Below are 24,237 nucleotides of genomic sequence, written 5' to 3'. Positions count from 1 at the left end.
TCGGAATTCCTTGAAAAATCAGAACGATCAAAAATGGCTCGATCAGGCGGTGGTGGTCGCCCTGGGCTGCAGCCTGCCCGGATCATACCCGAGTCGCGAGGCGTTGCTCGACGCGGCCGTCGACGCCCTGGGCTCGGAGGGCCTGGCGGTGGCGGGACGTTCCGCCTGGTGGACCTCGGCCGCCTGGCCCGACCCGGCCGCGCCAGCCTATCTCAACGGGGTCGTCCTGGTCGAGACGCGGTTGTCGGCCGGCGAAGTCCTAGCGGCCCTGCACCGCCTGGAGGCCCGCTTCGGCCGGGTGCGCGCCGAGCCCAACGCCCCCCGCACCCTGGACCTCGACCTGATCGCCCACGGTCGCGCGGTGCTGGACGGGGCGGTGGTCGTACCGCATCCGAGGGCCCACGAGCGGCTGTTCGTCATGGGGCCGTTGGCGCAGATCGCGCCCGGCTGGCGCCATCCGGTCAGCGACCGGACGGCGGCGGATCTGGCGGCCGAGGCGACGGTCGGGATCGACGCCGCGCCAGTCGCATGATCTCGGAGGTGTTCCGCGCCATCCCTCCCGACATTGCCAAACTTTAATTCGCGCTCCGACGACCCCCGGCTCAATAGTCCGCCCTGAACTTCGCATTGAGCGCGATCGCCCGACGGCGCGCCCTGGGGAACGTCTCGCATGTCCTTCACCCGTTCGCTGCTCGCCTGCGCCGCCGCCTGCGCGGTGCTGTCCGCGGCTCCCACCTTCACCTCGGCCGCCTGGGCCGGCGACAGGAGCGGCGTCGACCAGACCAGCTTCGACAAGTCGGTCGCTCCGGGCGGCGACTTCTGGGCCTACGCCAACGGCGAATGGATCAAGGCCCACCCGATCCCGGCCGACCGCAGCAGCTACGGCAAGAGCGCGGTGATGGTCGAGGAAGCCGCCAAGCGGACCGTCGATCTGATCCAGGCGGCCGCCAAGACGGGCGGCGCGGGCGACGGCCAGAAGGTCGGCGACTACTACGCCAGCTACATGGACGAGGCGGCGATCGAGGCCAAGGGGATCACGCCGCTGAAGGCCGACCTGGCCCGCATCGCCGCGATCAAGGACAAGAAGAGCCTGGCCGCCGTGCTGGGCGGCAACGTCCGGGCCGACGTCGACGCCCTCAACTCCACGGACTTCTACACCGACAACGTGCTGGGCCTGTGGGTCTCGCCGGCGTTCGACGACACCAGCAAGTATGCGCCGTTCCTGCTGCAGGGCGGCCTGGGGATGCCCGACCGGCAGTACTATGTCGGCGACAGCGCCTCCATGCAGGACGCCCGCGCCAAGTACGTGGCCCACGTCGCCAAGATCCTGGCCCTGGGCGGCGTCGCCGACGCCGAGGCCAAGGCGGCCAGGATCATGGCCCTGGAAACCCGGATCGCCCAGGTCTCGGGCAGCCGCGCCGACAGCGCCGACGTCCAGAAGGCCAACAACAGCTGGACCCAGGCCGACTTCGCGACCAGGGCCCCGGGCCTGGACTGGACGACCTTCTTCACGGCCGCGGGCCTGGCCGACCAGCCGCGCTTCATCGTCTGGCACCCGACCATGGTGGTGGGCCTGGGCAAGATCGCCGACGAGGAAAGCCTGGAGACCTGGAAGGACTACCTGACCTTCCACCTGCTGGACCACTACAGCAACCTGCTGCCCAAGGCCTTCGTCGATGAGCGCTTCGCCTTCTACGGCGCGGCCCTGCAGGGCACGCCGCAACTGGCGGCCCGCTGGAAGCGCGGCGTCAACTCGACAAACGCCGTGCTCGGCGAGGCGGTCGGCCAGCTCTATGTCGACAAGTATTTCCCGGCCCAGTCCAAGGCCGAGGTCTCGGCCATGGTCGAGACCATGAAGGTCGCCTTCGAGAAGCGCATCGACGGGCTGGACTGGATGGCGCCCGAGACCAAGGCCGAGGCCCATCGCAAGGTCGATGTGCTGAAGGTCGGCGTCGGCTATCCCGACAAATGGCGCGACTATTCGGGCCTGACGATCGTGCGCGGCGACGCCCTGGGCAACGTCCAGCGTTCGGAGGTCTTCGACTACGCCACCGCCAAGGCCAAGCTGGGCAAGCCGGTGGATCGCGGCGAGTGGGTGATGACGCCCCAGACCGTCAACGCCGTGAACCTGCCGATGCTGAACGGCCTGAACTTCCCGGCCGCGATCCTGCAGGCCCCCAACTTCGATTCCAGCTACGACGCCGCCGCCAACTATGGCGCGATCGGCGCCACTATCGGCCACGAGATCAGCCACAGCTTCGACGACCAGGGCGCGCAGTTCGACAGCCAGGGCCGCCTGCGCAACTGGTGGACGCCCACCGACTTCGCCCACTTCCAGAAGGCGGGCGCGGCCCTGGCCCTGCAGTTCGACGGCTACAAGCCGTTCCCCGACCTGGGCGTGAACGGCAAGCAGACCCTCAGCGAGAACATCGCCGACGTCGCCGGCCTGGCCGCGGCCCTGGACGCCTACCACGCCTCGCTGGGCGGCAAGCCCGCCCCGGTGATCGACGGCCTGACTGGCGACCAGCGGTTCTTCCTGGCCTACGCCCAGAGCTGGCTGAGCTATTCGCGCGACGCCTCGCTGCGCCAGGCGCTGATCACCGACGGGCACGCGCCGGCCCGCTACCGCGCCCTGACCGTGCGCAACCTCGACGCCTGGTACGACGCCTTCGGGATCAAGCCGGGCGACCCGCTGTACCTGCCGCCCGCGCAGCGGGTGAAGGTCTGGTAGGGCGCGATCGGGTCGTGCGGGAGGACGCCTGAATGGCCGCGATCCAGGTCGATCCCGCGCGCGTCCACGAGTTCGTCGATTCCGACGCCTTCTATGACTGGCTCTCGCGTCACCATGACAAGGAGAGCGAGGTCTGGATCAAGATCCACAAGGTCGGGTCGGGCCTGCCCTCGATCAACGCCAGGCAGGCGATCGACGTGGTGCTGTGCTGGGGCTGGATCGACGCGGTGCGCAAGGGCTTCGACGACAAGAGCTTCCTCCAGCGCTACACGCCGCGCGGCAGGAAGAGCCTCTGGAGCCAGATCAATGTCGACAACGTCGTCCGGCTGATCGCCGAGGGCCGCATGACCGAGCACGGCCTGCGCGAGGTCGAGGCGGCCAAGGCCGACGGCCGCTGGGACCGCGCCTATGGCAGCGGCAAGGCCATGAAGATCCCCGACGACCTGCAGGCGGCGATCGACGCCAACCCGCAGGCCAGGGCGATGCTGGGAAAGCTCACGGAACAGAACCGCTTCGCCCTGGCCTTCCGCGTCCACAACATGAAGACGGAAGCCGGCCGCCGGAAAAAGATCGAGACGTTCGTCGGCATGCTGGAACGCGGCGAGACGATCTATCCGCAGAAGGCGCGGTAGGGTGAGGCGTACCTCCACGTCGTTCCGCTGGACTTCTCCGGTCAAACCCGGCATAAGCGCCCCCTCGCGAAAGCCGGGACTCTGCCGATGCGGCGTTGTGTAACGCCGCTGCAGACCCTATTTTGCGATAACCAAGGCTCATAGCCCGAGGAATTCATGGCCCGCGTCACCGTCGAAGATTGCGTCGAGAAGGTTCCCAACCGCTTCGCTCTGGTCCTGCTGTCCGCCCATCGCGCGCGCGGCATCTCGGCCGGCGCCTCGCTGCTCGTCGATCGCGACAACGACAAGAACCCCGTCGTCGCCCTGCGCGAGATCGCCGACGACGTGGTCGATCACGAGGGCCTGAAGGAACAGCTGATCACCACGCTGCAGCGCGTGGACGAGCACACCGAAGCCGAGGAAGAGGCCGAAACCCTCGCCCTGCTGGCCGATCCCACCCACATGCAGATGAGCGAACTGGAACTGGTCCGCGCCCTGCAGAGCGACCGCGACGGCGGTCAGGAGGAGCGGTACTGAGCCCCGACGGCGCAGACCCACTCATTCTCGAAGCGGCGCCCGCCGCCGCTCCTTCCGAACGCGCGCCCGATTCCGAATCGGGCGCGTCGTCGTCTGCGGCGCCCGCCAACGACCCGGCGCCCGCCCCGCCCGCGTCTTCCGCCAAGCCCCGCCAGAAGTTCCTCCGCCAGTACGAACTGATCGAGCGCGTCCACGCCTACGATCCGACAGCGGACGAGGCCCTGCTGAACCGCGCCTATGTCTACGCCATGCGCATGCACGGCAGCCAGACGAGGGCCAGCGGCGACCCTTACTACGCCCACCCGATCGAGGTGGCCGGCATCCTGACCGAGTACCGGCTGGACACCGCGACCATCGTCACGGCCCTGCTGCACGACGTGATCGAGGACACCCCGGTCACCAAGGAAGAGATCGCCAAGCTGTTCGGCGACGAGATCGGCGAGCTGGTCGAGGGCGTCACCAAGCTGTCGAAGCTGGAGCTGCAGGCCGAGCACGCCCGCCAGGCCGAGAACCTGCGCAAGTTCATCCTGGCCATCTCCAAGGACGTCCGGGTCCTGCTGGTCAAGCTGGCCGACCGCCTGCACAACATGCGGACGCTGCACTTCATCAAGAGCCAGGCCAAGCGCGAGCGCATCGCCCGCGAGACGCGCGACATCTACGCGCCCCTGGCCCGCAACATCGGCTGCCACCGCATCTGCACCGAGCTGGAGGAGCTTTCCTTCGAGCATACTAATCCGGTGGCCCGCAACGCGATCATCCGCCGCCTGGACACCCTGCGCGCCGAGCAGGGCGGGGCGGTCGCCCTGGTCAGCCAGGAGATCGCCGCCCGCCTGGAGTCGGCCGGCCTGCCGGCCCGGGTCTTCGGCCGCGAGAAGTCGCCCTATTCGATCTGGCGCAAGCTGCAGCGCAAGTCGATCGGCTTCTCGCAGATGTCCGACATCTACGCCTTCCGGGTGATCGTCGACAGCGAGGAGGACTGCTACCGGGCCCTGGGCGTGGTGCATCGCGCCTGGTCCAGCGTGCCCGACCGCTTCAAGGACTTCATCTCGACCCCCAAGCGCAACAACTACCGCTCGCTGCACACCACGGTGGTGGGGCCGCGCGGCATGCGCATCGAGATGCAGATCCGCACCGAGGCCATGGACCGGGTCAACGAGGAGGGCGTGGCCGCCCACTTCCGCTACAAGGACGCCTCGTACGGCCTGGACCTGGAGGGCATGGAGGCGGCCGGCGGCCGCGATCCCCTGGCCAACCTGCGCCAGCTGGTCCAGGTGCTGGAGCACGGCGGCGACGCCGAGGAACTGGTCGAGCACGCCAAGCTGGAGATGTTCCTCGACCAGGTGTTCGTCTTCACCCCCAAGGGCAAGCTGGTCAGCCTGCCGCGGGGCGCCATGCCGCTGGACTTCGCCTACGCGGTCCACACCAGCGTCGGCGACACCTGCATCGGGGTGAAGATCAACGGCGAGCTCAAGCCGCTGCGCACCCTGCTCAACAACGGCGACGTGGTCGAGGTGGTCCGGGGCTCCAAGCCCGTGGTGCCGCCGGACTGGCGGTCGCTGACGGTGACCGGCCGGGCGCGCTCGGCCATCCGCCGCCACATCCGCCAGACCGAGAAGGAAGAGTTCCTGCGCCTGGGCCGGGCCTCGGTGGAGCAGGTGTTCGAGCGGGCCGGCAAGAAGCTGAAGGACGTCTCGCTGCGGCCGATCCTGGAGCGCTTCGCCCTCGACGCGGAGGAGGCCCTGTTCGACGCGGTCGGCCGCGGCCGGGTCTCGCCCAGCCAGGTGCTGGAGACGGCCTTCCCGGGCATGAAGGACACCGACGTGGCCGTGGCCACGGCGCGGCGCAAGATCGAGGGCGGCACGGCCGCCCGGCTCTATGTGCGCGGCGGCGGCCTGACGCCCGGCGTGTCGCTGCACTTCGCCCACTGCTGCAGCCCGGTGCCGGGCGACCGCATCGTCGGCATCCTGCGGGAGGATGGCGCGGGCCTGGACGTCCACACCATCGACTGCCCCAAGCTGGCCGAATACGAGGACCGCGAGGACCTCTGGCGCGACCTGAACTGGACGCCCGAGGCCGAGCGCGAGACCGTCTCCCTGGCTCGCCTGCACGCCACCATCGGCAATGCGCCGGGCGTGCTGGGACAGGTCTGCACGATCATCGGCGAGGCCGGCGGCAACATCGTCAACCTGCGCATGCACCACCGGCAGAGCGACTTCTTCGACGTCGACATCGACGTCGAGGTCCGCGACGCCAAGCACCTGACCAACATCTCGGCGGCGCTGCGCACCTGCCCGACCGTGGAGACGGTGGACCGGACGCGGGGGTAGGGGCCCGCGCGGTTGTCATCCCGGAAAGCGCGCAGCGCTTGTCCGGGACCCAGGACAGCCGCAAGGCCTTTACCCAGTCCCCTGGGTCCCGGACAGCCTCTGCGAGGCTTCCGGGATGACAACCGAATAATTGCGCGCGCGGCGCCTCTAGCCCCGCACCACCCCGTGCAGCGCCTTCAGGGTCTTCAGCAGCCCCGCCGCGTCGCTCAGCGGCAGGCAGCTGGGGCCGTCGCACAGGGCCTTGTCGGGGTCGGTGTGGAACTCCAGGAACACCCCGTCCGCCCCCGCCGCCACGGCGGCCTTGGCGATGATCGGCACGCCCTCGCGGCGGCCGCCAGTCGAGCCGCCGGCCGTGCGCGGGTCGGCGCCGGGCAGTTGGACGGCGTGGGTGGCGTCGATGGTCACCGGCACGCCCAGGCTCTGCATCTGGGCGATGCCCAGCATGTCGACCACCAGGTTGTTGTAGCCGAACGAGGCGCCGCGCTCGCACAGCACGATCTGCAGGTCCGGCGCGGCCTCGCGGGCCTTGTGGACGATGTTCCTGCAGTCCCAGGGGGCGATGAACTGGGCCTTCTTGACGTGCAGCCAGCCGCCGGCGGCGGCCGTGGCGCGCGAGGCGGCGACGATCAGGTCGGTCTGGCGGCACAGGAAGGCGGGGATCTGCACCAGGTCGGCGACGGCGGCGACCGGCCCGGCCTGGTCGACCTCGTGGATGTCGGTGGCGATCGGCACGTCCAGCCTGGCCTTGACCTCGGCCAGCATGGCCAGGCCGTCCTTCAGGCCCGGACCGCGATAGCTGGTGATCGATGAGCGGTTGGCCTTGTCGAAGCTGGCCTTGAACACATAGGGCAGGCCCAGCTCGGCGGTGATCGCCTTCAGTTCGCGCCCCACCTCCAGGGCCAGGTCCAGGTTCTCCAGCACGTTCAGCCCGGCGATCACCGCCAGCGGCTGGCCGGCGCCCATCGACAGGTTCCAGCGCTTCAGGGTGACGACGGACATGGCGAACCTTCCTCGCAAATCGGTGGCGCGCTTATGCCCTAAGCGCGGCGACCGCGTCGAGGGTGGCGGCGGTCAGGGGCGAGGGCAGGGCGTCCAGCGAGAACCAGCCCCAGTCGGCCAGGGCCTGCGGCTCGAGGATCGCCGGCTCGCCCACGCAGCCGTCGGCGCGGTAGGTCACGGCCACCCAGTGGCTGCCCTCGGCGATCATGTCGGTGACGCAAAGCACCGGGCCGGCGACGATGGTGATCCCCAGCTCCTCGAGGATCTCGCGCTCGGCGCAGGCGCGGCCGTTCTCGCCCCAGTCCAGCTTGCCGCCGGGCTGGCCCCAATGGCCGGCCTCGGGCTGGCGGCGGCGCTGGACCAGCAGGATCCGGCCCTCGCCGTCGAGGATCGCCGCGCCGCAGCCGACGCGGGGGCGGAGTTCGGAGAGTGATTCCACGGTGCTCATGGCCGCCTTCTACAGCGTTTGTAGACTCGCCCCCACCGGCCTATATCCAGCCCTCATGACCAATGACGACGTCCTCGACGAATTCCGCGCCGCCGGCGCCCTGCGCGAAGGCCACTTCGTGCTGTCCTCCGGCCTGCACAGCCCCGTCTTCCTGCAGAAGAACCTGGTGTTCATGCGGCCCGAGCGGTGCGCGCGCCTCTGCAAGGCCCTGGCCGAGAAGATCGTGGCCACGGTCGGCCAGCCCGACGTGGCCGTCTCGCCGGCCGTGGGCGGCATCATCCCCGGCTACGAGACCGCCCGCTGGCTGAACGTCGCCTCGATCTATGTCGAGCGCGAGGGCGGCGGCTTCAAGTTCCGCCGCGGCTTCCACCTGGAGCCGGGCGCGAAGGTCGTGATGGTCGAGGACATCGTCACCACCGGCCTGTCGTCGCGGGAGTGCATCGCCGCGATCCAGGAGGCCGGCGGCGAGGTGATCGCCGCGGCCTGCATCGTCGACCGCTCGGGCGGCAAGGCCGATGTCGGCGTGCCGCTGGTGGCCCTGGCCAGCCTGGAGGTCCCGGCCTATCCGGCCGACGCCCTGCCGCCGGAACTGGCGGCGATCCCGATCGAGGATCCCGGCAGCCGGCGCCTGAAGGGCTGACGCGCATGCTGCGGCTGGGCGTCAACATCGATCACGTGGCCACGATCCGCAACGCGCGCGGGGCCAGCTATCCCGAGCCGGTGCGGGCCGCCGAGCTGGCCCTGGCGGCCGGCGCCGACGGCATCACCGCCCACCTGCGCGAGGACCGCCGCCACATCAGCGACGCCGACATCGTCCTGCTGACCGACCTGTGCCTGAAGCGCGGCAAGCCGCTGAACTTCGAGATGGCGGTCACCGACGAGATGGTCGGCATCGCCCTGCAGGCCCGGCCGCACGCCGCCTGCCTGGTGCCCGAGCGCCGCGAGGAGGTCACCACCGAGGGCGGCCTGGACGTGGTGCGCGGCAAGGTCCGTATCGTCGAGGCTGTCGCCCGCCTGCGGACCGTTGGGGCCCGGGTGTCGCTGTTCATCGAGGCCGATCCCGCCCAGATCCAGGCCTCGGCCGAGGCCGGCGCCCAGGTGGTCGAGCTGCACACCGGCGCCTATTGCGACGCCGCCCGCGAGGGTCACGCCGACCGGGCCGCCGCCATCCTGGAACGGCTGAAGGCCGGCGCGGCCCTGGCCGCCAGCCTGGGCCTGGAGGTCCATGCCGGCCACGGCATCGACTACGCCACCGTCAAGCCGGTGGCCGCCATCCCGCAGATCGCTGAACTCAACATCGGCCACTTCCTAATCGGCGAGGCGATCTTCGTCGGCCTGCCGCAGGCCATCCTGCGGATGCGGGCCCTGATGGACGCGGCGAGGCTGGAGGCCGCCGCGTGATCATCGGGATCGGTTCGGACCTGTGCGACATCCGCCGGATCGAGAAATCCCTCGAACGGTTCGGCGACCGGTTCACGAACAAGGTCTTCACCGAGATCGAGCGCAAGCGGTCCGAGCGCAAGCCCGACCGCGCCTCCAGCTACGCCAAGCGCTTCGCCGCTAAGGAGGCCTGTTCCAAGGCCCTGGGCACCGGTCTGAAGGGCGGGGTGCACCTGGCGGGCATGGGCGTGGTGAACCTGCCGTCCGGCAAGCCGACCATGGCCCTGACCGGCGGCGCGGCCGAGCGCCTGGCGGCGATGGTCCCCGAGGGCATGACCCCGGTGATCCACCTGTCCCTGACCGACGACCACCCCTACGCCCAGGCCTTCGTGATCATCGAGGCGGTGCCGGCGGTCTAGCTTCGGTCTTTCCCGCACGGGGGCCTACCGCCTGGTCACCATAAAACGGCTGTCATCCCGGACGAGCGCGCAGCGCGAAGATCCGGGACCGGGGCGTGAGCTCAGCGTTTGCGGCGGTCCCGGATCGGCGCCCGGCTTCGCCGGCCTTGTCCGGGATGACAGCCTTTTTGCGCGAAGCCATAGGCGATAGCCCTCCCGCGCGGGTGGCGCCTAGTGGCCCGGCCCCCGCCTTGCACCGCGATCCCCAAGCGCCGCCCACGGCGCCGTTCTGGGACGGGGAAACACCATGGCCATCTGGAGCGATGCCGAAATCAAGGCGGCGCGCGAGCACCAGCCGAAGCCCTGGCAGGAGCGCCCGCTGGCCTGGCTGCTGGTCGGCTGGGGCTTCTTCGCCCTGGTCCTGGTGGCGATCCTCGCCACATTTTGAGCCTGGATTCCACGGTCAAGCTGGGCCAGGCGCCGCCCGGGCGCAACGCCCCGCCGCCTACGCCATGACGGCGAGTTAACGGGCGCCACGCTTGCCCCCGTCGTAAACCCCGTCTAGCTAGGCGCGTCGGGTTCGCCCGCCGTCCATTCCGTCGAGAGCCCCACAGCGCATGACCGAAGCCGCCGAAACCGAAACGCCCGACGACAAGGCCGGGGCGGTCAAGGAGTTCATCGAGATCGTCAAGACGGTCGCCTACGCCCTGGCGATCGCCCTGGTGCTGCGTGTGCTGCTGTTCCAGCCGTTCACGATCCCGTCGGCGTCGATGGAGCCCAATCTCTACCAGGGCGACTACATCATCGTTTCGAAGTACAGCTACGGCTGGTCGAAGCACTCGATCCCGTTCAGCCCGCCGCTGTTCGACGGCCGCATCCTGGGCAAGGCCCCGACGCGCGGCGACATCATCGTCTTCAAGCTGCCGCGCGACCCCAACGTCGACTACATCAAGCGCCTGATCGGCCTGCCCGGCGACAAGGTCCAGGTGCGCGGCGGCGTGGTCTACATCAACGGCAAGGCCTTGCCGCGCAAGGAAATGCCCTCGGCCCTGGTCGACACCGGCTATGGCACCATCCGGGCCGGCCGCTTCGAGGAGACCAATCCCGAAGGCCGCCAGTACGCCACCCAGGACTACGGCCCCGACAGCGACGCCGACAACACCGGCGTCTACACCGTGCCGCAGGGCTGCTACTTCTTCATGGGCGACAACCGCGACAACTCGCTGGACAGCCGCTTCGACCCGGGCGTCTCGGCCTTCAAGACCGGTCCCGGCACCTGCAAGTGGGACTACGCCAACGACCAGTATATCGGCATGCAGGAAGGCGTCGGCTTCGTGCCGGCCGAGAACCTGGTGGGCCGTGCCCAGCTGATCCTGCTGTCGTGGAACGCCGACGCCCACCTGTTCAAGCCATGGACCTGGTTCACCGAGGCGCGTCCCAGCCGCTTCTTCCGCGTCCTGAAGTAGGTTTGGCGCAACGACCTCTCGCGATATCCTCGTCCTTCGACAGGCTCAGGATGAGGATATCGAATGAATCGCCTCGTGGGCTGTGAACGCCCCAGTAGCCCTCATCCTGAGCCTGTCGAAGGACGAGGGCGCACCCAGAGCATTTCCAATGGATAGACGCGCCGTCGCGGTCGGCGAGCTGGAGCGCCGGATCGGCCACAGGTTCCAGGACCGCCAGTTGCTGGAGCTGGCCCTGACCCATGCCAGCGTGGGCGACGGGGCCAAGAAGGCCGGCGACAACGAGGTGCTGGAGTTCATCGGCGACCGCGTGCTGGGCCTGCTGGCCGCCGAGGCCCTGGCCGAGCGCTTCCCCAAGGCCAAGGAAGGCGAGCTGGCCCCGCGCCTGAACGCCCTGGTCAGCCGCGAGACCTGCGCGCGGGTCGCCCGCGGCGCGGAGATGGGCCCGGCCCTGCGCCTGTCGGCCTCGTCCAGCAAGATCGGCGGCCGCGAGACCGACTCGATCCTGGCCGGCGCCGCCGAGGCGCTGATGGCCGCCCTCTACCGTGACGGCGGACTGGAAACCGCTCGCCGGGTGTTCCTCGACCTGTGGGCCGACGAGTTCGAGCGCGCCAACCAGGGCAAGCCGCGCGATCCCAAGACCGCGCTGCAGGAATGGGCCCAGGGCAAGGGCAAGCCGCTGCCGACCTACGCCGTCAAGGACCGCAAGGGGCCCGACCACGCGCCGGTGTTCACCGTGCAGGTGACGGTGGCGGGGCTGGATCCGGTATATGCCGAGGGCCGCTCGCGGCAGGAGGCCGAGAAGGCCGCGGCCAAGGCGCTGCTGGCGCGGGAAGGGGCGGGCGGAGCCTAAGGTGCGCGTCCCGGCTCGCCGCAACCGCAATATCGGCACGGCCAAGCAGGGTCATGGCCTCGACAATCGCATGGTCATTCCCTGGCCCTCGTCCGAGGAGCGGATCTGGTACGCCATGCTCGGCCCTCACCAGCGTATCCGGGTCACGATCGCCGGCTATGAAATGCTGTTCGTGGCCGAGGAAAATCACGGTGGCTGCGTCCACGCCTGTTCCGTGGCCGACATCGCGCGGATGCTGGAAAGCCTGCCGCGCACCGATTGGGAAAGCCTGGCGGCGATCGTCCTGCGACAACCCACGCGCAAAGCGCGGCTTCTTTCGCCGGTCTGGGGGCGTTTCGCCTACAGCGCCGACCTCGGCCTGCAAGGACGGCCCTCTTTCTCCTCGGGGCCGATGGTTTTCATCGAGGCGGTGGATCCCACCAAGCCGATCGTATGGTCGAGCGCGCTGGGACCGGGCGGTCAGGCGGAGTTGGCGCGGCTGGCGGCTGACGGGCACAAGGTCGAGCAGGTCGGATCGCGCTGGATCGTGACGCCGACTCTGGACGCGATACGCGCCACCCAACTCTACCGCACCCTGCCGCACGAGATCGGCCACCACGTCGATTGGCTGGAGAAGGTGGAACGCGCGCCGGCCGACAGCCCAGACGACTGGGAGGCACGGGAAGCCGCGTTCTTTGCCCGGCCGCGCGAGGAACGCGAGGCCTTCGCCCACCGCTACGCCGACGCCGCCAACGAACGCCTGCGCCGCTTCGGCCTCGTCCCTTTCGCCCCATTGGCCTGAAGGGGCCGCCCAACTGGGGGAGGGCTTTTTCGACGCATCGGTGCTACACGCACCCGCAATGACTGAAACCACCTCCCAAAACCAAACCACCCGCGCCGGCTTCGCCGCCATCATCGGCGCCCCGAACGCCGGCAAGTCCACCCTGGTCAACCGCATGGTCGGGGCCAAGGTCTCGATCGTCACCCAGAAGGTCCAGACCACGCGCTTCCCCGTGCGCGGCGTGGCCATGACCGGAAACACTCAGATCGTCCTCGTCGACACCCCCGGCATCTTCACGCCGCGCCGTCGCCTGGACCGCGCCATGGTCCGTTCCGCCTGGAGCGGGGCCGAGGACAGCGAGGTCGTGGTCCACCTCGTCGATGTCCAGGCCGAGCTGGCCGTGCGCGAGCGCCGCGCCACCCCGGGCGAGCACCGCTCGGTGCAGGACGTCCAGACCATCATCGAGGGCCTGAAGGCCGCTAATCGCCAGGTGATCCTGGCGCTCAACAAGATCGACGGCGTCAAGCGCGAGACCCTGCTGGCCGTCACCCAGGACCTGTTCGACACCGGCGTCTATTCCGAGGTCTTCATGATCAGCGCCGCCACCGGCGCCGGGGTCGACGACCTGATGGCCAAGCTGGCCTCGCTGATGCCGGAGGGGCCGTGGCTCTATCCGGAAGATCAGACCGCCGACCTGCCGGCCCGCCTGCTGGCCGCCGAGATCACCCGCGAGAAGATCTATCTGCGCGTCCACGAGGAGCTGCCCTACGCCGCCTCGGTCGAGACCACGGCCTTCGAGGAACGCCCCGACGGCAGCGCCCGCATCGAGCAGACCATCTATGTCGAGCGCGACGGCCAGCGCGCCATCGTGCTGGGCAAGGGCGGCGAGGTGATCAAGTGGATCGGCAAGGCCTCGCGCGAGGAGCTGCAGGACATTCTCGACCGCAAGATCCACCTGTTCCTGCACGTGAAGGTGAAAGAGAACTGGGCCGAGGAGCGCGGCCTGTTCAACGACATGGGCCTGGATTTCGACGTCTAGGACCAAGAGCCTTCATCCGCAAATCTCCGTTGTCATCCCGGAAGCCTCGTAGAGGCTGTCCGGGATCCAGGTGACCGGGCCAGCGCGGTGCGGCCGCCCCTGAGTCCCGGCTCTTCGCTTCGCGGAGTTTACCCTTGGGCGCGCGGAGCACGACCCGAAGGGCCGGGAGCTCGGGCGACATCTCTTGACTTCGCCGCCCGCACCCTGTCCTTGGACCGTGAACAGACAGGGAATATCGCGCCTTGAGCAAGCTCGACATCGCGCCCGCCGAGGCGGCCCAGCCCAGCGTCGACCTGGACGCCTATTTCGCCCGCATCGGCTATGACGGCCCGCGCGAGCCGACGCTCGCGGTGCTGCGCGCCCTCCACCAGCGGCACCCCGACGCCATCCCGTTCGAGAACCTCGACGTGCTGCTGGGCAAGGCGATCAGCCTGGATCCGGCGCAGGTCGACGCCAAGCTGATCACGGCCGGGCGAGGGGGCTACTGCTACGAGCAGAACGGTCTCTTCAAGCGGGTGCTGACGGCGCTGGGCTTCGAGGTCACGGGGTTGATGGCGCGGGTGCTGTGGATGGTCCCAGAGCACCTGCCGCCGCGGCCGCGCTCGCACATGGTGCTGGCCGTGCGCGTTCCCGGAGACGACACGACCTGGCTGGCCGACGTCGGCTTCGGCGGCTGCGTGCTGACGGGGCCGCTGGCGCTGTTCTCCGACGCGGTGCAGGCCACGCCCAACGGCGCGTTCCGCATCCTGCCGGTCGATGAGTTGGGCGGCGAGCGCCAGGTCCAGGCCGACCTTTCGGGCCGCTGGGCGGCGACCTACCAGGTGGCGCTGGGCGCCTTGGCCGACCAGGACTACGAACAGGCCAATTTCTACACCTACGCCCATCCCAGCTCGCACTTCACCTTCAGCCTGACGGCCGGCCGCACCACGCCGGCCGCGCGCTACGCCCTGAAGAACAATCGCTTGACCCACCGCGACGCCACGGGCGCCCTGGTCGAACAGCGCGACCTGTCGGCCGACGCGCTGGAGGCGACCCTGCGCGACGTCATCGGCCTGCCGGTCCAGGCCGAATGGCGGCCGCTGATCGAGAAGATCGTGGGCTGGGGGACGTCATCCTAGTGCGCATCACGCCGATCCTGCGTCTCCACAATCGGCTCATCCCGGCGCAAGCCGGGACCCAAGCCGAGCTTGGGGTTTCGCGCGGAGACCACACGGCCAACGCCGCTTGGGTCCCGGCTTTCGCCGGGATGAGCGGTGATTGATATGGAGTGGGAGGACGAAGCCTTCGTGCTGTCGGCGCGGGTCCATGGCGAGACCGGGGCGATCGTCGAGCTGCTGACCCAGGACCGGGGCAAGTTCGTCGCCCATGTCTCGGGCGCGGCCTCGCGGCGGATGAAGCCGTTCCTGCAGGCCGGGGCCAAGGTCATCGCCCGCTATCGCGCCCGGATGAGCGACCAGCTGGGCGCGGCGACCCTGGAGCCGATGGGCGAGGGCCCTTCCTCGCTGTTCGACGACCCCCTGGCCCTGTCGGGCCTGTCGGCCGCCGCCGCCGTCGCCGCCGGGGCCTTGCCCGAGCGCGAGGCCCATCCTGGGGCCTTCCACGCCCTGGAGGCCCTGATCGCCGCCCTGGCCGTCCCGGCGATCTGGCCGGCGGTCTATGTGCGCTTCGAGGCCGGATTGCTGCAGGACCTGGGTTTCGGCCTGGACCTGTCCCGGTGCGCCGCTACCGGCTCGCTGGACGACCTGGTCTATGTCAGCCCCCGGACGGGCCGGGCGGTCAGCCGCGCGGCGGGCGCGCCCTATCGCGACAAGCTGCTGCCCCTGCCGCCGTTCATGCTGTCGGCCCAGGGCGGGCTGGCCGAGGGCGACGTCAAGGCGGGCCTGGACATCACCGGCCACTTCCTCGAGCAGTTCGTGTTCCATCCGCTGAACAGGCCGCTGCCGCCGGCCCGGGTATGGCTGCTGGACCGTCTGGGCGAGGCGGGGCGATTGTGACGCCGCGAACCGCCCCCACAGGGGGAGGATTTGGGCCTCCCACATCTGCTACTGTGCCTTTCACGCGTAACGAATCTCCCAGATGAACAAACCAGTCCTACCTCCCCCCGGCGGCCCGGAAGACGGCCGCATCCTCGACGAGCCGCTGAGCGAGGCGCTGTCCAAGCGCTACCTGGCCTATGCCCTGTCGACGATCGGCTCGCGGGCCCTGCCCGATGTGCGCGATGGCTTGAAGCCCGTGCACCGTCGCGTGCTGCACGCGATGAACAACATGCGCCTCAACCCCGAGGGCGCCGCGCGCAAGTGCGCTAAGGTGGTCGGCGAGGTGATGGGTAACTTCCACCCGCACGGCGACCAGTCGATCTACGACGCCCTGGTTCGCCTGGCCCAGGACTTCGCCCAGCGGGTGCCGCTGGTCGACGGCCAGGGCAATTTCGGCAACATCGACGGCGATAACCCCGCCGCCATGCGCTACACCGAGTGCAAGATGACCGCCGCGGCCATGCTGCTGCTGGACGGCATCGACGAGGACGCGGTCGACTTCAAGCCGTCCTACGACGGCCAGGACGAGGAGCCGGTGGTCCTGCCGTCGGGCTTCCCCAACCTGCTGGCCAACGGCTCGTCGGGCATCGCCGTGGGCATGGCCACCTCGATCCCGCCGCACAACCCGGCCGAGCTGATCGACGCCTGCCTGCTGCTGCTGTCCAAGCCCGAGGCGACCACGGCCGAGATCCTGGAGCGCGTGCCGGGGCCGGACTTCCCGACCGGCGGCGTAATCGTCGAATCCCGCGAGAGCCTGCTGGAGACCTACGAGACCGGTCGCGGCGGCGTGCGCACCCGCGCCCGCTGGGAGAAGGAAGACACCGGCCGCGGCACCTACCAGATCGTCGTCACCGAGATCCCGTACCAGGTCAAGAAGTCCGACCTGGTCGAGCAGCTGGCCGACCTGATCGACAGCAAGAAGGCCGCCCTGCTGGGCGACGTGCGCGACGAGAGCGCCGAGGACATCCGCCTGGTCCTCGAGCCCAAGTCCAAGAACGTCGAGCCCGAAGTGCTGATGGAGAGCCTGTTCAAGCTCTCGGCGCTGGAAAGCCGCTTCCCGGTCAACATCAACGTGCTGGACGCCAAGGGCACGCCCGGCGTCATGGGCATCAAGTCGGCGCTGATGGCGTTCCTGGCCCACCGTCGCGAGGTGCTGACCCGCCGGGCCCGCCACCGCCTGGCCAAGATCGAGGCCCGCCTGCACATCCTGGACGGCCTGCTGATCGCCTACCTCAATCTGGACGAGGTGATCCGCATCGTCCGCTACGAGGACGAGCCCAAGCAGAAGCTGATGGCCGCCTTCGCCCTGTCGGACATCCAGGCCGACGCCATCCTCAACACCCGCCTGCGCCAGCTGGCCAAGCTGGAGGAGATGGAGATCCGCCGCGAGCACGCCGAGCTGGTGGAGGAGCGCGACGGCATCATGGCCATGCTGGCCAGTGACAGGAAACAATGGGACCTGGTCGGCGCGGGCCTGCGCCAGGTGCGCGCCGTCCTGGTCAAGATCGCCCACCCGCACGACAAGCCGCGCCCGACCGGGGTGATCGGCCGCTCGATCTTCGAGGACGCGCCGCTGGTCGACGCCGACGCCGCCCTGGAGGCGATGATCGTGCGCGAGCCGATCACCGTCATCCTGTCGGACCGCGGCTGGATCCGCGCCGCCAAGGGCAAGATCGACGACCCGTCCGAGCTGAAGTTCAAGGAAGGCGACAAGCTGGGCTTCCTGGCCCCGGCCGAGACCACCGACAAGCTCCTGCTGTTCACCAGCGACGGCCGGTTCTTCACGATCAGCTGCGCCAACCTGCCGTCGGCGCGCGGCCACGGCGAGCCCGTGCGGATGATGATCGAGCTCGACGACAAGGTGAAGATCATCGACATGTTCCCGTTCAAGGCCGGGCGCAAACGCTTCCTGGCCTCGAAACAGGGCTACGGGTTCCTGATGCCGGAGGAAGAGGCCCTGGCCAACCGCAAGGCGGGTAAGCAGGTGCTGACGGTCGACGCGGCCGGCGCGGCCTTCTGCCTGGAGGCGACGGGCGACCAGATCGCGGTGATCGGCGACAATGGCAAGATCCTGATCTTCCCGCTGGAGGAGTTGCCGGAAATGCCGCGCGGCAAGGGCGTCAAGCTGCAGTCCTATCGCGAGGGCGGGCTGCGCGACGCGATCTCGTTCACCACCGAGGGCGGCGCCTTCTGGATCGACACGGCCGGCCGCCGCCGCGACTGGACCGAGTGGAAGGACTGGGTCGGCCGCCGGGCCGGGGCCGGCAAGCTGTCGCCCAAGGGCTTCCCGACCTCCAAGCGCTTCCGGCCCAAGTGATGACTTCTCTCCCTGTCATCCCGGACGAAGCGAAGCGCAGATCCGGGACCGCCGGAAGCGCCGCGCTTTGGATCGGTCCCGGATCGGCGCGCTGCGCGCTTGTCCGGGATGACAGGATCTCGTGAAATGATGAAGCCGTTCCGGAGAACCGCCGGCGCCCTGGCGACGCTGCTGGGCCTCACCGCCGCCGGCTCCGTCGCCGCCGCGCCCCTGCCCGTGGCCCGGCCGGAGACGGCGGGGTTCTCGGTCGAGCGGCTGCGGAAGCTGGACGAGACGATGCAGGCCCTGGTCGACCAGGGCCAGATCGCCGGCGGCGTCACCGTGCTGGGCCGTCATGGCCGGGTGGTGTCGCTGAAGGCCTTCGGCAAGCGCAGCCTGGAGACCGGCGAGGCCATGCCCGCCGACGCCATCTTCCGCATCCGCTCCGAGACCAAGGCGGTCACCGGGGTGGCGATGCTGATCCTCTATCAGGAGGGCCGGTGGCGGCTCGACGACCCGGTCACGGAATACCTGCCGGAACTGGCCGACCTGCGCGTGGCCTCCGGTGTCGACGCCCAGGGACGGCCGATCCTGACTCCCGCCAGCCGTCCGCCGACCATGCGCGAGCTGATGACCCATACCGCCGGCTTCGCCTATGGCCTGGCCGACGACCCGGCCAGCGTCGCCGACCAGGCCTATTACCGGGCCGGGGTGCTGCAGTCCGACAGCCTGGACCACCTGGTCCGCAAGGTGGCCATGCTGCCGATGTACGCCCAGCCTGGCGTGATGTGGCGCTACAGCGTCGCCGCCGACCTGCAGGGGTTGATCGTCGAGCGCCTGTCGGGCCAGACCCTGCCGGTGTTCATGGAGGAGCGGATCTTCCGTCCCCTGAAGATGAAGGACACCGCCTTCTGGGCCCCGGCCGAGAAGCTGCCGCGCCTGGCCGCCCTCTATGACGGCGATCCGGCCACGGGCAAGCTGATCCCGGCCAGCGAGGGGCCGTGGCGCGACGTGTCCAGGCCGCCGGCCGCGCCGTCCGGGGGCGGGGGGCTGCTGTCCACCGCCGGCGACTTCGCCCGCTTCGCCCAGATGATCCTGAACGGCGGCGAACTGGACGGCGTGCGCATCCTGCGGCCCGAGACCGTGGCCCTGATGCGGTCCAACCACCTGCCGCCCAGCTTCCAGGTCACCACCAACGGCACGGCCGGGGTGCTGCGCCCTGACCAGAAGCCGTTCCCGTTCAGCGCCGGCATGGGCTACGGCCTGGACGTGGCCGTGGCGGTCGACCCGCACCTGTCCGGCGCGCCGGTCGGGCCGGGCACGATCAGCTGGGGCGGCAGCGCCGGCACCTGGTTCTGGATCGACCCGGCCAACGACCTGTTCTTCGTCGGCATGATCCAGCGCCTGGGCGGCGTGGGCTCGGGCCTGGACGCGACGACGCGCACGGTGGTCTACCAGGCGCTGGAAAAGCCGCCGGTCAAGGAAGCGCGGCTGAATTCCTCTTCGCGCTGACTTGGGCGCCGGAAAGATTACACGACGTTCACTCTATGAATACGGCGTCATGAAGCAGACGTAACGCGTATTCTCCAGGAAGTCTGGCCATTCTACCCCTCGAAGACGACGCGGACGGCGTCGCCAAGGACAGGGGAGGCCAACATGGGCCGTTTCATCACCAAGCTGTCGACGATCGCGGTGCTGGGCCTGGCAGGCCTGCCTGTCCTCGGTCTAGTCCAGCCGGCTTGGGCCGCGCCGGCCAGACCTCCGGTGCTGGCCACGATCCGGGTCGGCGACCTGGACCTTTCCCGTCCCGACGACGCGCGCCGGCTCCAGGCCCGGATCGACGCGGCCGGCGAGACGGTCTGCGACGCCCGGACCCGGGCCGAAAAGCTGGACCGCTGGTCGGCGCGCGCCTGCCGCATCGACATCCGCGACGAGGTCCAGTCCAAGCTGTCGCGCGAGCAGGGCCGGGCCCTGCGCGCGAGCGGCGGCTGATCCACGAGATCCTCCCTCCAGGGAGGTGGCGGGAGCGCCGGGCGCGCCACACGGCCCGGCCGCTTCATCCCTCAGAGCGCTCACGGCGTCGCATGTCCCCCGCCCCAAGGGGAGACGCCACGAGGCTCCCGCCGAGCTGATCGCGGTCATGGGGGCGAAGACGGTGGGGGCGTGTCCTAACCCTTTTCCTCCTCGTGAAACGGGGGAGATGGCTCGACGCGCAGCGACGAGATGGAGGGGGAGTTCGGCGGCGGCCACGCCCCCTCCGTCACGATGCGTATTCGCATCGCGCCACCTCCCCCGCGTCGCGGGGGAGGAGCGTCCATGCTCGGCCTGTTCGGAATGAACGCTAGCGATATCAACCCCCTGAACTTTCTCGACCCGATTTGGTCCTCCCCCCTTCGGACCACCCTTATCCTGGTCCCACCTCGTCGCGTGGAAAGGGCGCATGGCCAGCGACCGATGCGGCGGCGGGGGGCGATCGAGCGGGACTGGGCTGGAGGGGGTTACTCCAGCGTGTCCGGGGCCTTCCATCGTTGGGAAGCCCGCCCGCCGTCGGCGTCGATGGGGACCAAGCGCGTGTGTCGTAGATCCGCGCCCTCGTCGCCGGAGTCCGTCGGAAACGGCGGGGTCCGGAGTCCGGCTAAGCCTCAACAGGGCTGCCTACCGGACGCTGGCGGATAACGACCGCGCGGAGCGATCTGGGCTTCGTCGAAACGGTAATAGTCAAAACACTCCGGACGATGTCCGGCGCTCCGCGACCCTTTCCATTCCCTCAGCGGGTTTCCGCGTGAGCATGAGATGTCGTGCGTGCGAAAGACCCCCTCAGTCGGCTTCGCCGACAGCTCCCCCCGAGGGGGAGCATCTATCGCGGCGTAGATCCTCCCCCTCTGGGGCAGGGGTATCGCATATGGAAAAACGGCCATCTCGGTGCGCAGTGGAGCCGACTCGAAAGTCAGTATTCGCGCGCGATCCGAAGCTTTCCTTGGGTCGATCCAGGTGGCGCCAAAGCCGGTCCGAACCCTGATTTGGGCCGGAATTTCCATATGCGATACCCCTGCCCTCTGGGGGAGGTGGCCCGAAGGGCCGGAGGGGGCTCGCGGCGCTTTCGTTTCCGGTCCCCACCTTCTATATCCAACCGCTCCTCGACTCCCCCGGAAGACCCATGGCCCGCATCCTGATCACCTCCGCCCTGCCGTACATCAACGGCATCAAGCACCTGGGCAATCTGGCGGGATCGATGCTGCCGGCCGACGTCTACGCCCGGTTCCAGCGCGCCCGGGGGAACGACACCCTCTATATCTGCGCCACCGACGAGCACGGCACCCCGGCCGAGCTGGCGGCGGCCGCGGCCGGCCAGGACGTGGCGACCTACTGCGCCGAGCAGCACGTGCTGCAGCACGATGTCGGCCGCGCCTTCGGCCTGTCGTGGGACCATTTCGGCCGCTCGTCCTCGCCGCAGAACCATCGCCTGACCCAGCACTTCTGCGAGGTGCTGGAGGACCGCGGCCTGATCGAGGAGCGCGTCGACCAGATGGTCTATTCCATCGACGACAAGCGCTTCCTGCCCGACCGCTACATCGAGGGCACCTGTCCGCACTGCGGCTTCGAGAAGGCCCGCGGCGACCAGTGCGACAACTGCGGCAACCTGCTGGACCCCACCGAGCTGAAGGACCCCTATTCGGTGATTTCCGGCTCGCGGAACCTGGAGGTGCGCGACACGCGGCACCTCTATCTCCTGCAGACCAAGATGGCCGAGCGCATCCGGGCCTGGATCGACAGCCATCCCGACTGGCAGCTGCTGGCCAAGTCGATCGCCTACAAGCACCTGGACGAAGGCCTGATCGACCGCGGCATCACCCGCGACCTTTCCTGGGGCATCCCGGTGACCAAGGGCGAGTTCCCGCGCCCGGGCTTCGAGGACAAGGTCTTCTACGTCTGGTTCGACGCGCCGATCGAATATATCGCCGCCACCCAGGAATGGGCGGAGGCCGGGCCGGGCCGCGACTGGAAGTCGTGGTGGCGCACCGACGAGGGCGCGGCCGACGTCCGCTACGTCCAGTTCATGGGCAAGGACAACGTCGCCTTCCACACGGTCAGCTTCCCGGCCACGATCCTGGGCTCGGAAGAGCCGTGGAAGAGCGTCGACATGCTCAAGGCCTTCAACTGGCTCAACTGGTACGGCGGCAAGTTCTCGACCTCGAACAGGCGCGGCGTGTTCATGGACGCGGCCCTGGAGCTCCTGCCGCCGGACCTGTGGCGCTGGTACCTGACCTCGAACGCGCCCGAAAGCAGCGACACCGCCTTCACCTGGGAGCAGTTCGCCAGCGCCGTGAACCGCGACCTGGCCGACGTGCTGGGCAACTTCGTCAACCGCATCCTGAAGTTCACCGAAAGCAAGTTCGACGGCGTGATCCCCGAGGGCGGGGCTCCCGGCCCGCTGGAGGAGAAACTGTTCGCCGACGTTTCCGCGCGTCTCGCGGATCTCGCCGAGCAGATGGAGGCCATCGAGGTGCGCAAGAGCGCCCAGGCCCTGCGGGCCCTGTGGGTGGTCGGCAACGAGTACCTGCAGGAGGCCGCCCCGTGGACGGCGATCAAGACCGACCGTGACCGCGCGGCCGTGATCGTCCGCACCGCCCTGAACCTGGCGGCCCTGTACGCCCGCATCTCCGCGCCGTTCATCCCGTTCGCGGCCGAGAAGATCGCCGAGGCCTTCGCGCTGTCCTGGCCGCCGGCCTGGCCGACCACCGACGCCGCCGCCGAGCTGTCGGCCCTGCCGGTCGGCCTGGCGGTCCGCGCGCCGGAGGTGCTGTTCAAGAAGATCGAGGACGAGCAGATCGCCGAATGGACCGCGCGGTTCGGCGGGGCGGAATAAGGGAAGGAAAGGGGAGGGAGCGTTCGTGAGGTTCTCCCCCCGCTTCACGTCCGCCCAGGCCCGCCTGGGCCTGTTCTATGTCGTTTCCTATCTCGGCACCGGCGTCAGCCTGCCCTACATCGCCACCTATTTCCGCTCGCGCGGCCTGACGGGGGCCGAGATCGGGGTGATCCTGGCCGCGCCCCTGCTGGCCCGGCCGTTCCTGGGACCGGGCCTGGCGGTGTGGGCCGACGGCTTCACCCTGCGTCGCACGCCCCTGGCGCTGCTGGCCCTGGGCGCGGCGGCCGGCTACCTGGCCATGGTGTTCGCCTCGGGGTTCTGGGGTCTGCTGGCCTGCTGGCTGGTCGGCATGACCTGCCTGACCACCCTGACGCCGCTGATCGACGTGATCACCCTGCGGCGCTCGCGGCTGGACGGCTTCAACTACGGCGTTCCGCGCGGCGCGGGCTCGGCGGCCTTCATCGTCGCCAACCTGGCCATGGGCGCGATCCTGGCGGTCACGGCGCCCGGCGTCATCGCCGCCTGGATCACCGCGGCGGCGGTCGGCGTGGCCGTGGTCTCGATCCTGGTCCTGCCGCCCGATCGCGTCCGCGAGGCCGGAGCCCCCCAGCTCGGCCGCGCCGAGCGCTGGAAAGGCCTGGGCGGCCTGCTGCGCGACCGGACCTTCGTGCTGGCGGTGATCACCGCCGGCCTGATCCAGGGGACGCACGCTTTCTATTACGGCTTCTCGGCCCTGCTCTGGCGCCAGCAGGGCCTCTCGGACCCGCTGATCGGCGTGCTGTGGGGCGTCGGGGTGGCCGTCGAGGTCGGCTTCATGTGGTTCGCCGAACCGTGGCGGCGCAGGGTCGGGCCCGAGACGCTGCTGGTGCTGGGCGGGGCCGCGGCCCTGTTGCGCTGGACCGCCTATGCCTTCGCCCCGCCGCTGTGGCTGCTGTTCCCGCTGCAGGCCCTGCACGCCCTGACCTTCGCGGCCAGCTTCATGGCCTCGCTGCGGCTGATCGAGCGCCTGGCTCCGCCGGGCAGCGCCTCGGCCGCCCAGGCGATCAACTCGGCCCTGTCGGCCGGCTTCATGCTGGGCGTCGGCGCCCTGGCCTCGGGCCCGCTGTTCGACGCCTTCGGGACCAGGGGCTACCTGGCCATGGCGGCGATGGGAGGCCTTGGCCTGATCGGCGCGGTCAACCTCCTAAAGCGGACGCGCTGAGTGGTCGTCCTCGTCCTTCGACAAGCTCAGGATGAGGCCGAATTCAATGCGGGCGCAGAAGAAATCCTCATCCTGAGCCTGTCGAAGGACGAGGATTTCGCCGCGTCAGATCTCGTAATCGATCTCGCCTTCCAGCCAGGCGACGATGCGCTCGGCGGCGGCGACCGGGTCCATCTTCGTGGTGTCGATGCGCAGTTCGGGGTGTTCGGGGGCTTCGTAGGGGCTGTCGATGCCGGTGAAGTTCTTCAGCTGCCCGGCGCGGGCCTTCTTGTAGAGGCCCTTGACGTCGCG

The 24,237-nt window shown here is 69.4% G+C and carries 23 protein-coding genes and 1 pseudogene; 20 read left to right on the top strand and 4 right to left on the bottom strand.

What is annotated here, in order from left to right; genetic code table 11:
* The first annotated feature begins 10 nt into the window (after nt 1-10).
* The 5 genes from folK (at nt 11) to AC07NX_RS23150 (ending at nt 6,206) form a co-directional block, all read left to right on the top strand.
* Nucleotides 11-532: a 2-amino-4-hydroxy-6-hydroxymethyldihydropteridine diphosphokinase gene (gene folK, locus AC07NX_RS23170; protein ID WP_494645068.1), complete on the top strand. Its 522-nt coding sequence runs from the start codon at nt 11-13 to the stop codon at nt 530-532.
* Between the two features lie 138 nt (nt 533-670).
* Nucleotides 671-2,731: a M13 family metallopeptidase gene (locus AC07NX_RS23165; RefSeq protein ID WP_494645066.1), complete on the top strand. Its 2,061-nt coding sequence runs from the start codon at nt 671-673 to the stop codon at nt 2,729-2,731.
* 32 nt (nt 2,732-2,763) lie between these two features.
* Nucleotides 2,764-3,363: a YdeI/OmpD-associated family protein gene (locus AC07NX_RS23160; protein WP_494645064.1), complete on the top strand. Its 600-nt coding sequence runs from the start codon at nt 2,764-2,766 to the stop codon at nt 3,361-3,363.
* Nucleotides 3,364-3,519: 156 nt separating this feature from the next.
* A complete protein-coding gene (rpoZ, locus tag AC07NX_RS23155; protein WP_007671240.1) occupies nt 3,520-3,879 on the top strand; it encodes a DNA-directed RNA polymerase subunit omega in 360 nt (119 codons plus the stop codon).
* 176 nt (nt 3,880-4,055) lie between these two features.
* Nucleotides 4,056-6,206 (top strand): RelA/SpoT family protein, encoded by a 2,151-nt coding sequence (locus tag AC07NX_RS23150; protein WP_494645113.1) that lies wholly within the window; start codon nt 4,056-4,058, stop codon nt 6,204-6,206.
* A 147-nt stretch (nt 6,207-6,353) separates the two neighbouring features.
* Here the strand turns inward: AC07NX_RS23150 and kdsA are convergent, their stop codons facing one another.
* Both kdsA and AC07NX_RS23140 read right to left on the bottom strand, forming a co-directional pair.
* Nucleotides 6,354-7,205, bottom strand: a complete 852-nt coding sequence (kdsA, locus tag AC07NX_RS23145; RefSeq protein ID WP_494645062.1) for a 3-deoxy-8-phosphooctulonate synthase — start codon at nt 7,203-7,205, stop codon at nt 6,354-6,356.
* Nucleotides 7,206-7,236: 31 nt separating this feature from the next.
* Nucleotides 7,237-7,653, bottom strand: a complete 417-nt coding sequence (locus AC07NX_RS23140) for an NUDIX domain-containing protein (protein WP_494645061.1) — start codon at nt 7,651-7,653, stop codon at nt 7,237-7,239.
* A 55-nt stretch (nt 7,654-7,708) separates the two neighbouring features.
* Here AC07NX_RS23140 and pyrE point away from each other — a divergent pair, with 55 nt between their 5' ends.
* The 15 genes from pyrE to AC07NX_RS23065 all read left to right on the top strand — a co-directional run bounded on the left by pyrE (nt 7,709) and on the right by AC07NX_RS23065 (nt 23,946).
* Nucleotides 7,709-8,293, top strand: a complete 585-nt coding sequence (gene pyrE, locus AC07NX_RS23135) for an orotate phosphoribosyltransferase (protein ID WP_494645060.1) — start codon at nt 7,709-7,711, stop codon at nt 8,291-8,293.
* Nucleotides 8,294-8,298: 5 nt separating this feature from the next.
* Nucleotides 8,299-9,054: a pyridoxine 5'-phosphate synthase gene (locus AC07NX_RS23130; RefSeq protein ID WP_494645058.1), complete on the top strand. Its 756-nt coding sequence runs from the start codon at nt 8,299-8,301 to the stop codon at nt 9,052-9,054.
* Nucleotides 9,051-9,452, top strand: a complete 402-nt coding sequence (acpS, locus tag AC07NX_RS23125) for a holo-ACP synthase (RefSeq protein ID WP_494645056.1) — start codon at nt 9,051-9,053, stop codon at nt 9,450-9,452. Before AC07NX_RS23130 ends, acpS begins: the two co-directional genes overlap by 4 nt.
* Nucleotides 9,453-9,738: 286 nt before the next feature.
* Nucleotides 9,739-9,879, top strand: coding sequence for a hypothetical protein (locus tag AC07NX_RS23120; RefSeq protein ID WP_494645054.1), 141 nt, complete (start codon nt 9,739-9,741; stop codon nt 9,877-9,879).
* A gap of 169 nt (nt 9,880-10,048) precedes the next feature.
* Entirely contained in the window at nt 10,049-10,897 is an 849-nt protein-coding gene (gene lepB / locus AC07NX_RS23115; RefSeq protein WP_494645052.1) for a signal peptidase I, read from the top strand.
* A 148-nt stretch (nt 10,898-11,045) separates the two neighbouring features.
* Nucleotides 11,046-11,747 (top strand): ribonuclease III, encoded by a 702-nt coding sequence (gene rnc / locus AC07NX_RS23110; RefSeq protein ID WP_494645050.1) that lies wholly within the window; start codon nt 11,046-11,048, stop codon nt 11,745-11,747.
* A gap of 1 nt (nt 11,748) precedes the next feature.
* Nucleotides 11,749-12,528 carry a hypothetical protein gene (locus tag AC07NX_RS23105; RefSeq protein ID WP_494645048.1) on the top strand — a complete coding sequence of 260 codons (780 nt, stop codon included), beginning with the start codon at nt 11,749-11,751 and terminating at the stop codon, nt 12,526-12,528.
* 58 nt (nt 12,529-12,586) lie between these two features.
* A complete protein-coding gene (gene era / locus AC07NX_RS23100; RefSeq protein ID WP_494645046.1) occupies nt 12,587-13,546 on the top strand; it encodes a GTPase Era in 960 nt (319 codons plus the stop codon).
* A gap of 242 nt (nt 13,547-13,788) precedes the next feature.
* On the top strand, nt 13,789-14,664 hold the full coding sequence (locus AC07NX_RS23095; RefSeq protein WP_494645044.1) for an arylamine N-acetyltransferase family protein: 876 nt from the start codon (nt 13,789-13,791) through the stop codon (nt 14,662-14,664).
* Nucleotides 14,665-14,808: 144 nt separating this feature from the next.
* On the top strand, nt 14,809-15,540 hold the full coding sequence (recO, locus tag AC07NX_RS23090; protein WP_494645111.1) for a DNA repair protein RecO: 732 nt from the start codon (nt 14,809-14,811) through the stop codon (nt 15,538-15,540).
* Nucleotides 15,541-15,622: 82 nt separating this feature from the next.
* Nucleotides 15,623-17,899 (top strand): DNA topoisomerase IV subunit A, encoded by a 2,277-nt coding sequence (gene parC / locus AC07NX_RS23085; RefSeq protein ID WP_494645042.1) that lies wholly within the window; start codon nt 15,623-15,625, stop codon nt 17,897-17,899.
* A 126-nt stretch (nt 17,900-18,025) separates the two neighbouring features.
* Nucleotides 18,026-19,390, top strand: a complete 1,365-nt coding sequence (locus AC07NX_RS23080) for a serine hydrolase domain-containing protein (protein WP_494645041.1) — start codon at nt 18,026-18,028, stop codon at nt 19,388-19,390.
* Nucleotides 19,391-19,534: 144 nt separating this feature from the next.
* The gene (locus tag AC07NX_RS23075; RefSeq protein ID WP_494645040.1) at nt 19,535-19,870 is read left to right on the top strand and encodes a UrcA family protein; all 336 of its coding nucleotides are present in this window, start codon (nt 19,535-19,537) and stop codon (nt 19,868-19,870) included.
* A gap of 1,165 nt (nt 19,871-21,035) precedes the next feature.
* Nucleotides 21,036-22,745 (top strand): methionine--tRNA ligase, encoded by a 1,710-nt coding sequence (gene metG, locus AC07NX_RS23070; protein WP_494645039.1) that lies wholly within the window; start codon nt 21,036-21,038, stop codon nt 22,743-22,745.
* A gap of 25 nt (nt 22,746-22,770) precedes the next feature.
* A complete protein-coding gene (locus tag AC07NX_RS23065; protein ID WP_494645038.1) occupies nt 22,771-23,946 on the top strand; it encodes an MFS transporter in 1,176 nt (391 codons plus the stop codon).
* On the opposite strand, the pseudogene AC07NX_RS23060 reads toward AC07NX_RS23065, so the two are convergent.
* Together AC07NX_RS23060 and AC07NX_RS23055 are read right to left on the bottom strand one after the other, a co-directional pair.
* A pseudogene (locus AC07NX_RS23060) lies at nt 23,945-24,042 on the bottom strand (hypothetical protein); the annotation flags it as partial. The gene AC07NX_RS23065 and the pseudogene AC07NX_RS23060 overlap by 2 nt on opposite strands.
* A 9-nt stretch (nt 24,043-24,051) precedes the next feature.
* The coding region (locus AC07NX_RS23055; protein WP_494645036.1) for an adenylyl-sulfate kinase at nt 24,052-24,237 on the bottom strand (186 nt) is incomplete at its 5' end.

Source organism: Caulobacter sp. GW821-FHT09A05 (assembly GCF_059418465.1).
The sequence above is the reverse complement of the archived record's forward strand: the minus strand, read 5'-3'. Positions and strand labels throughout refer to the sequence as shown.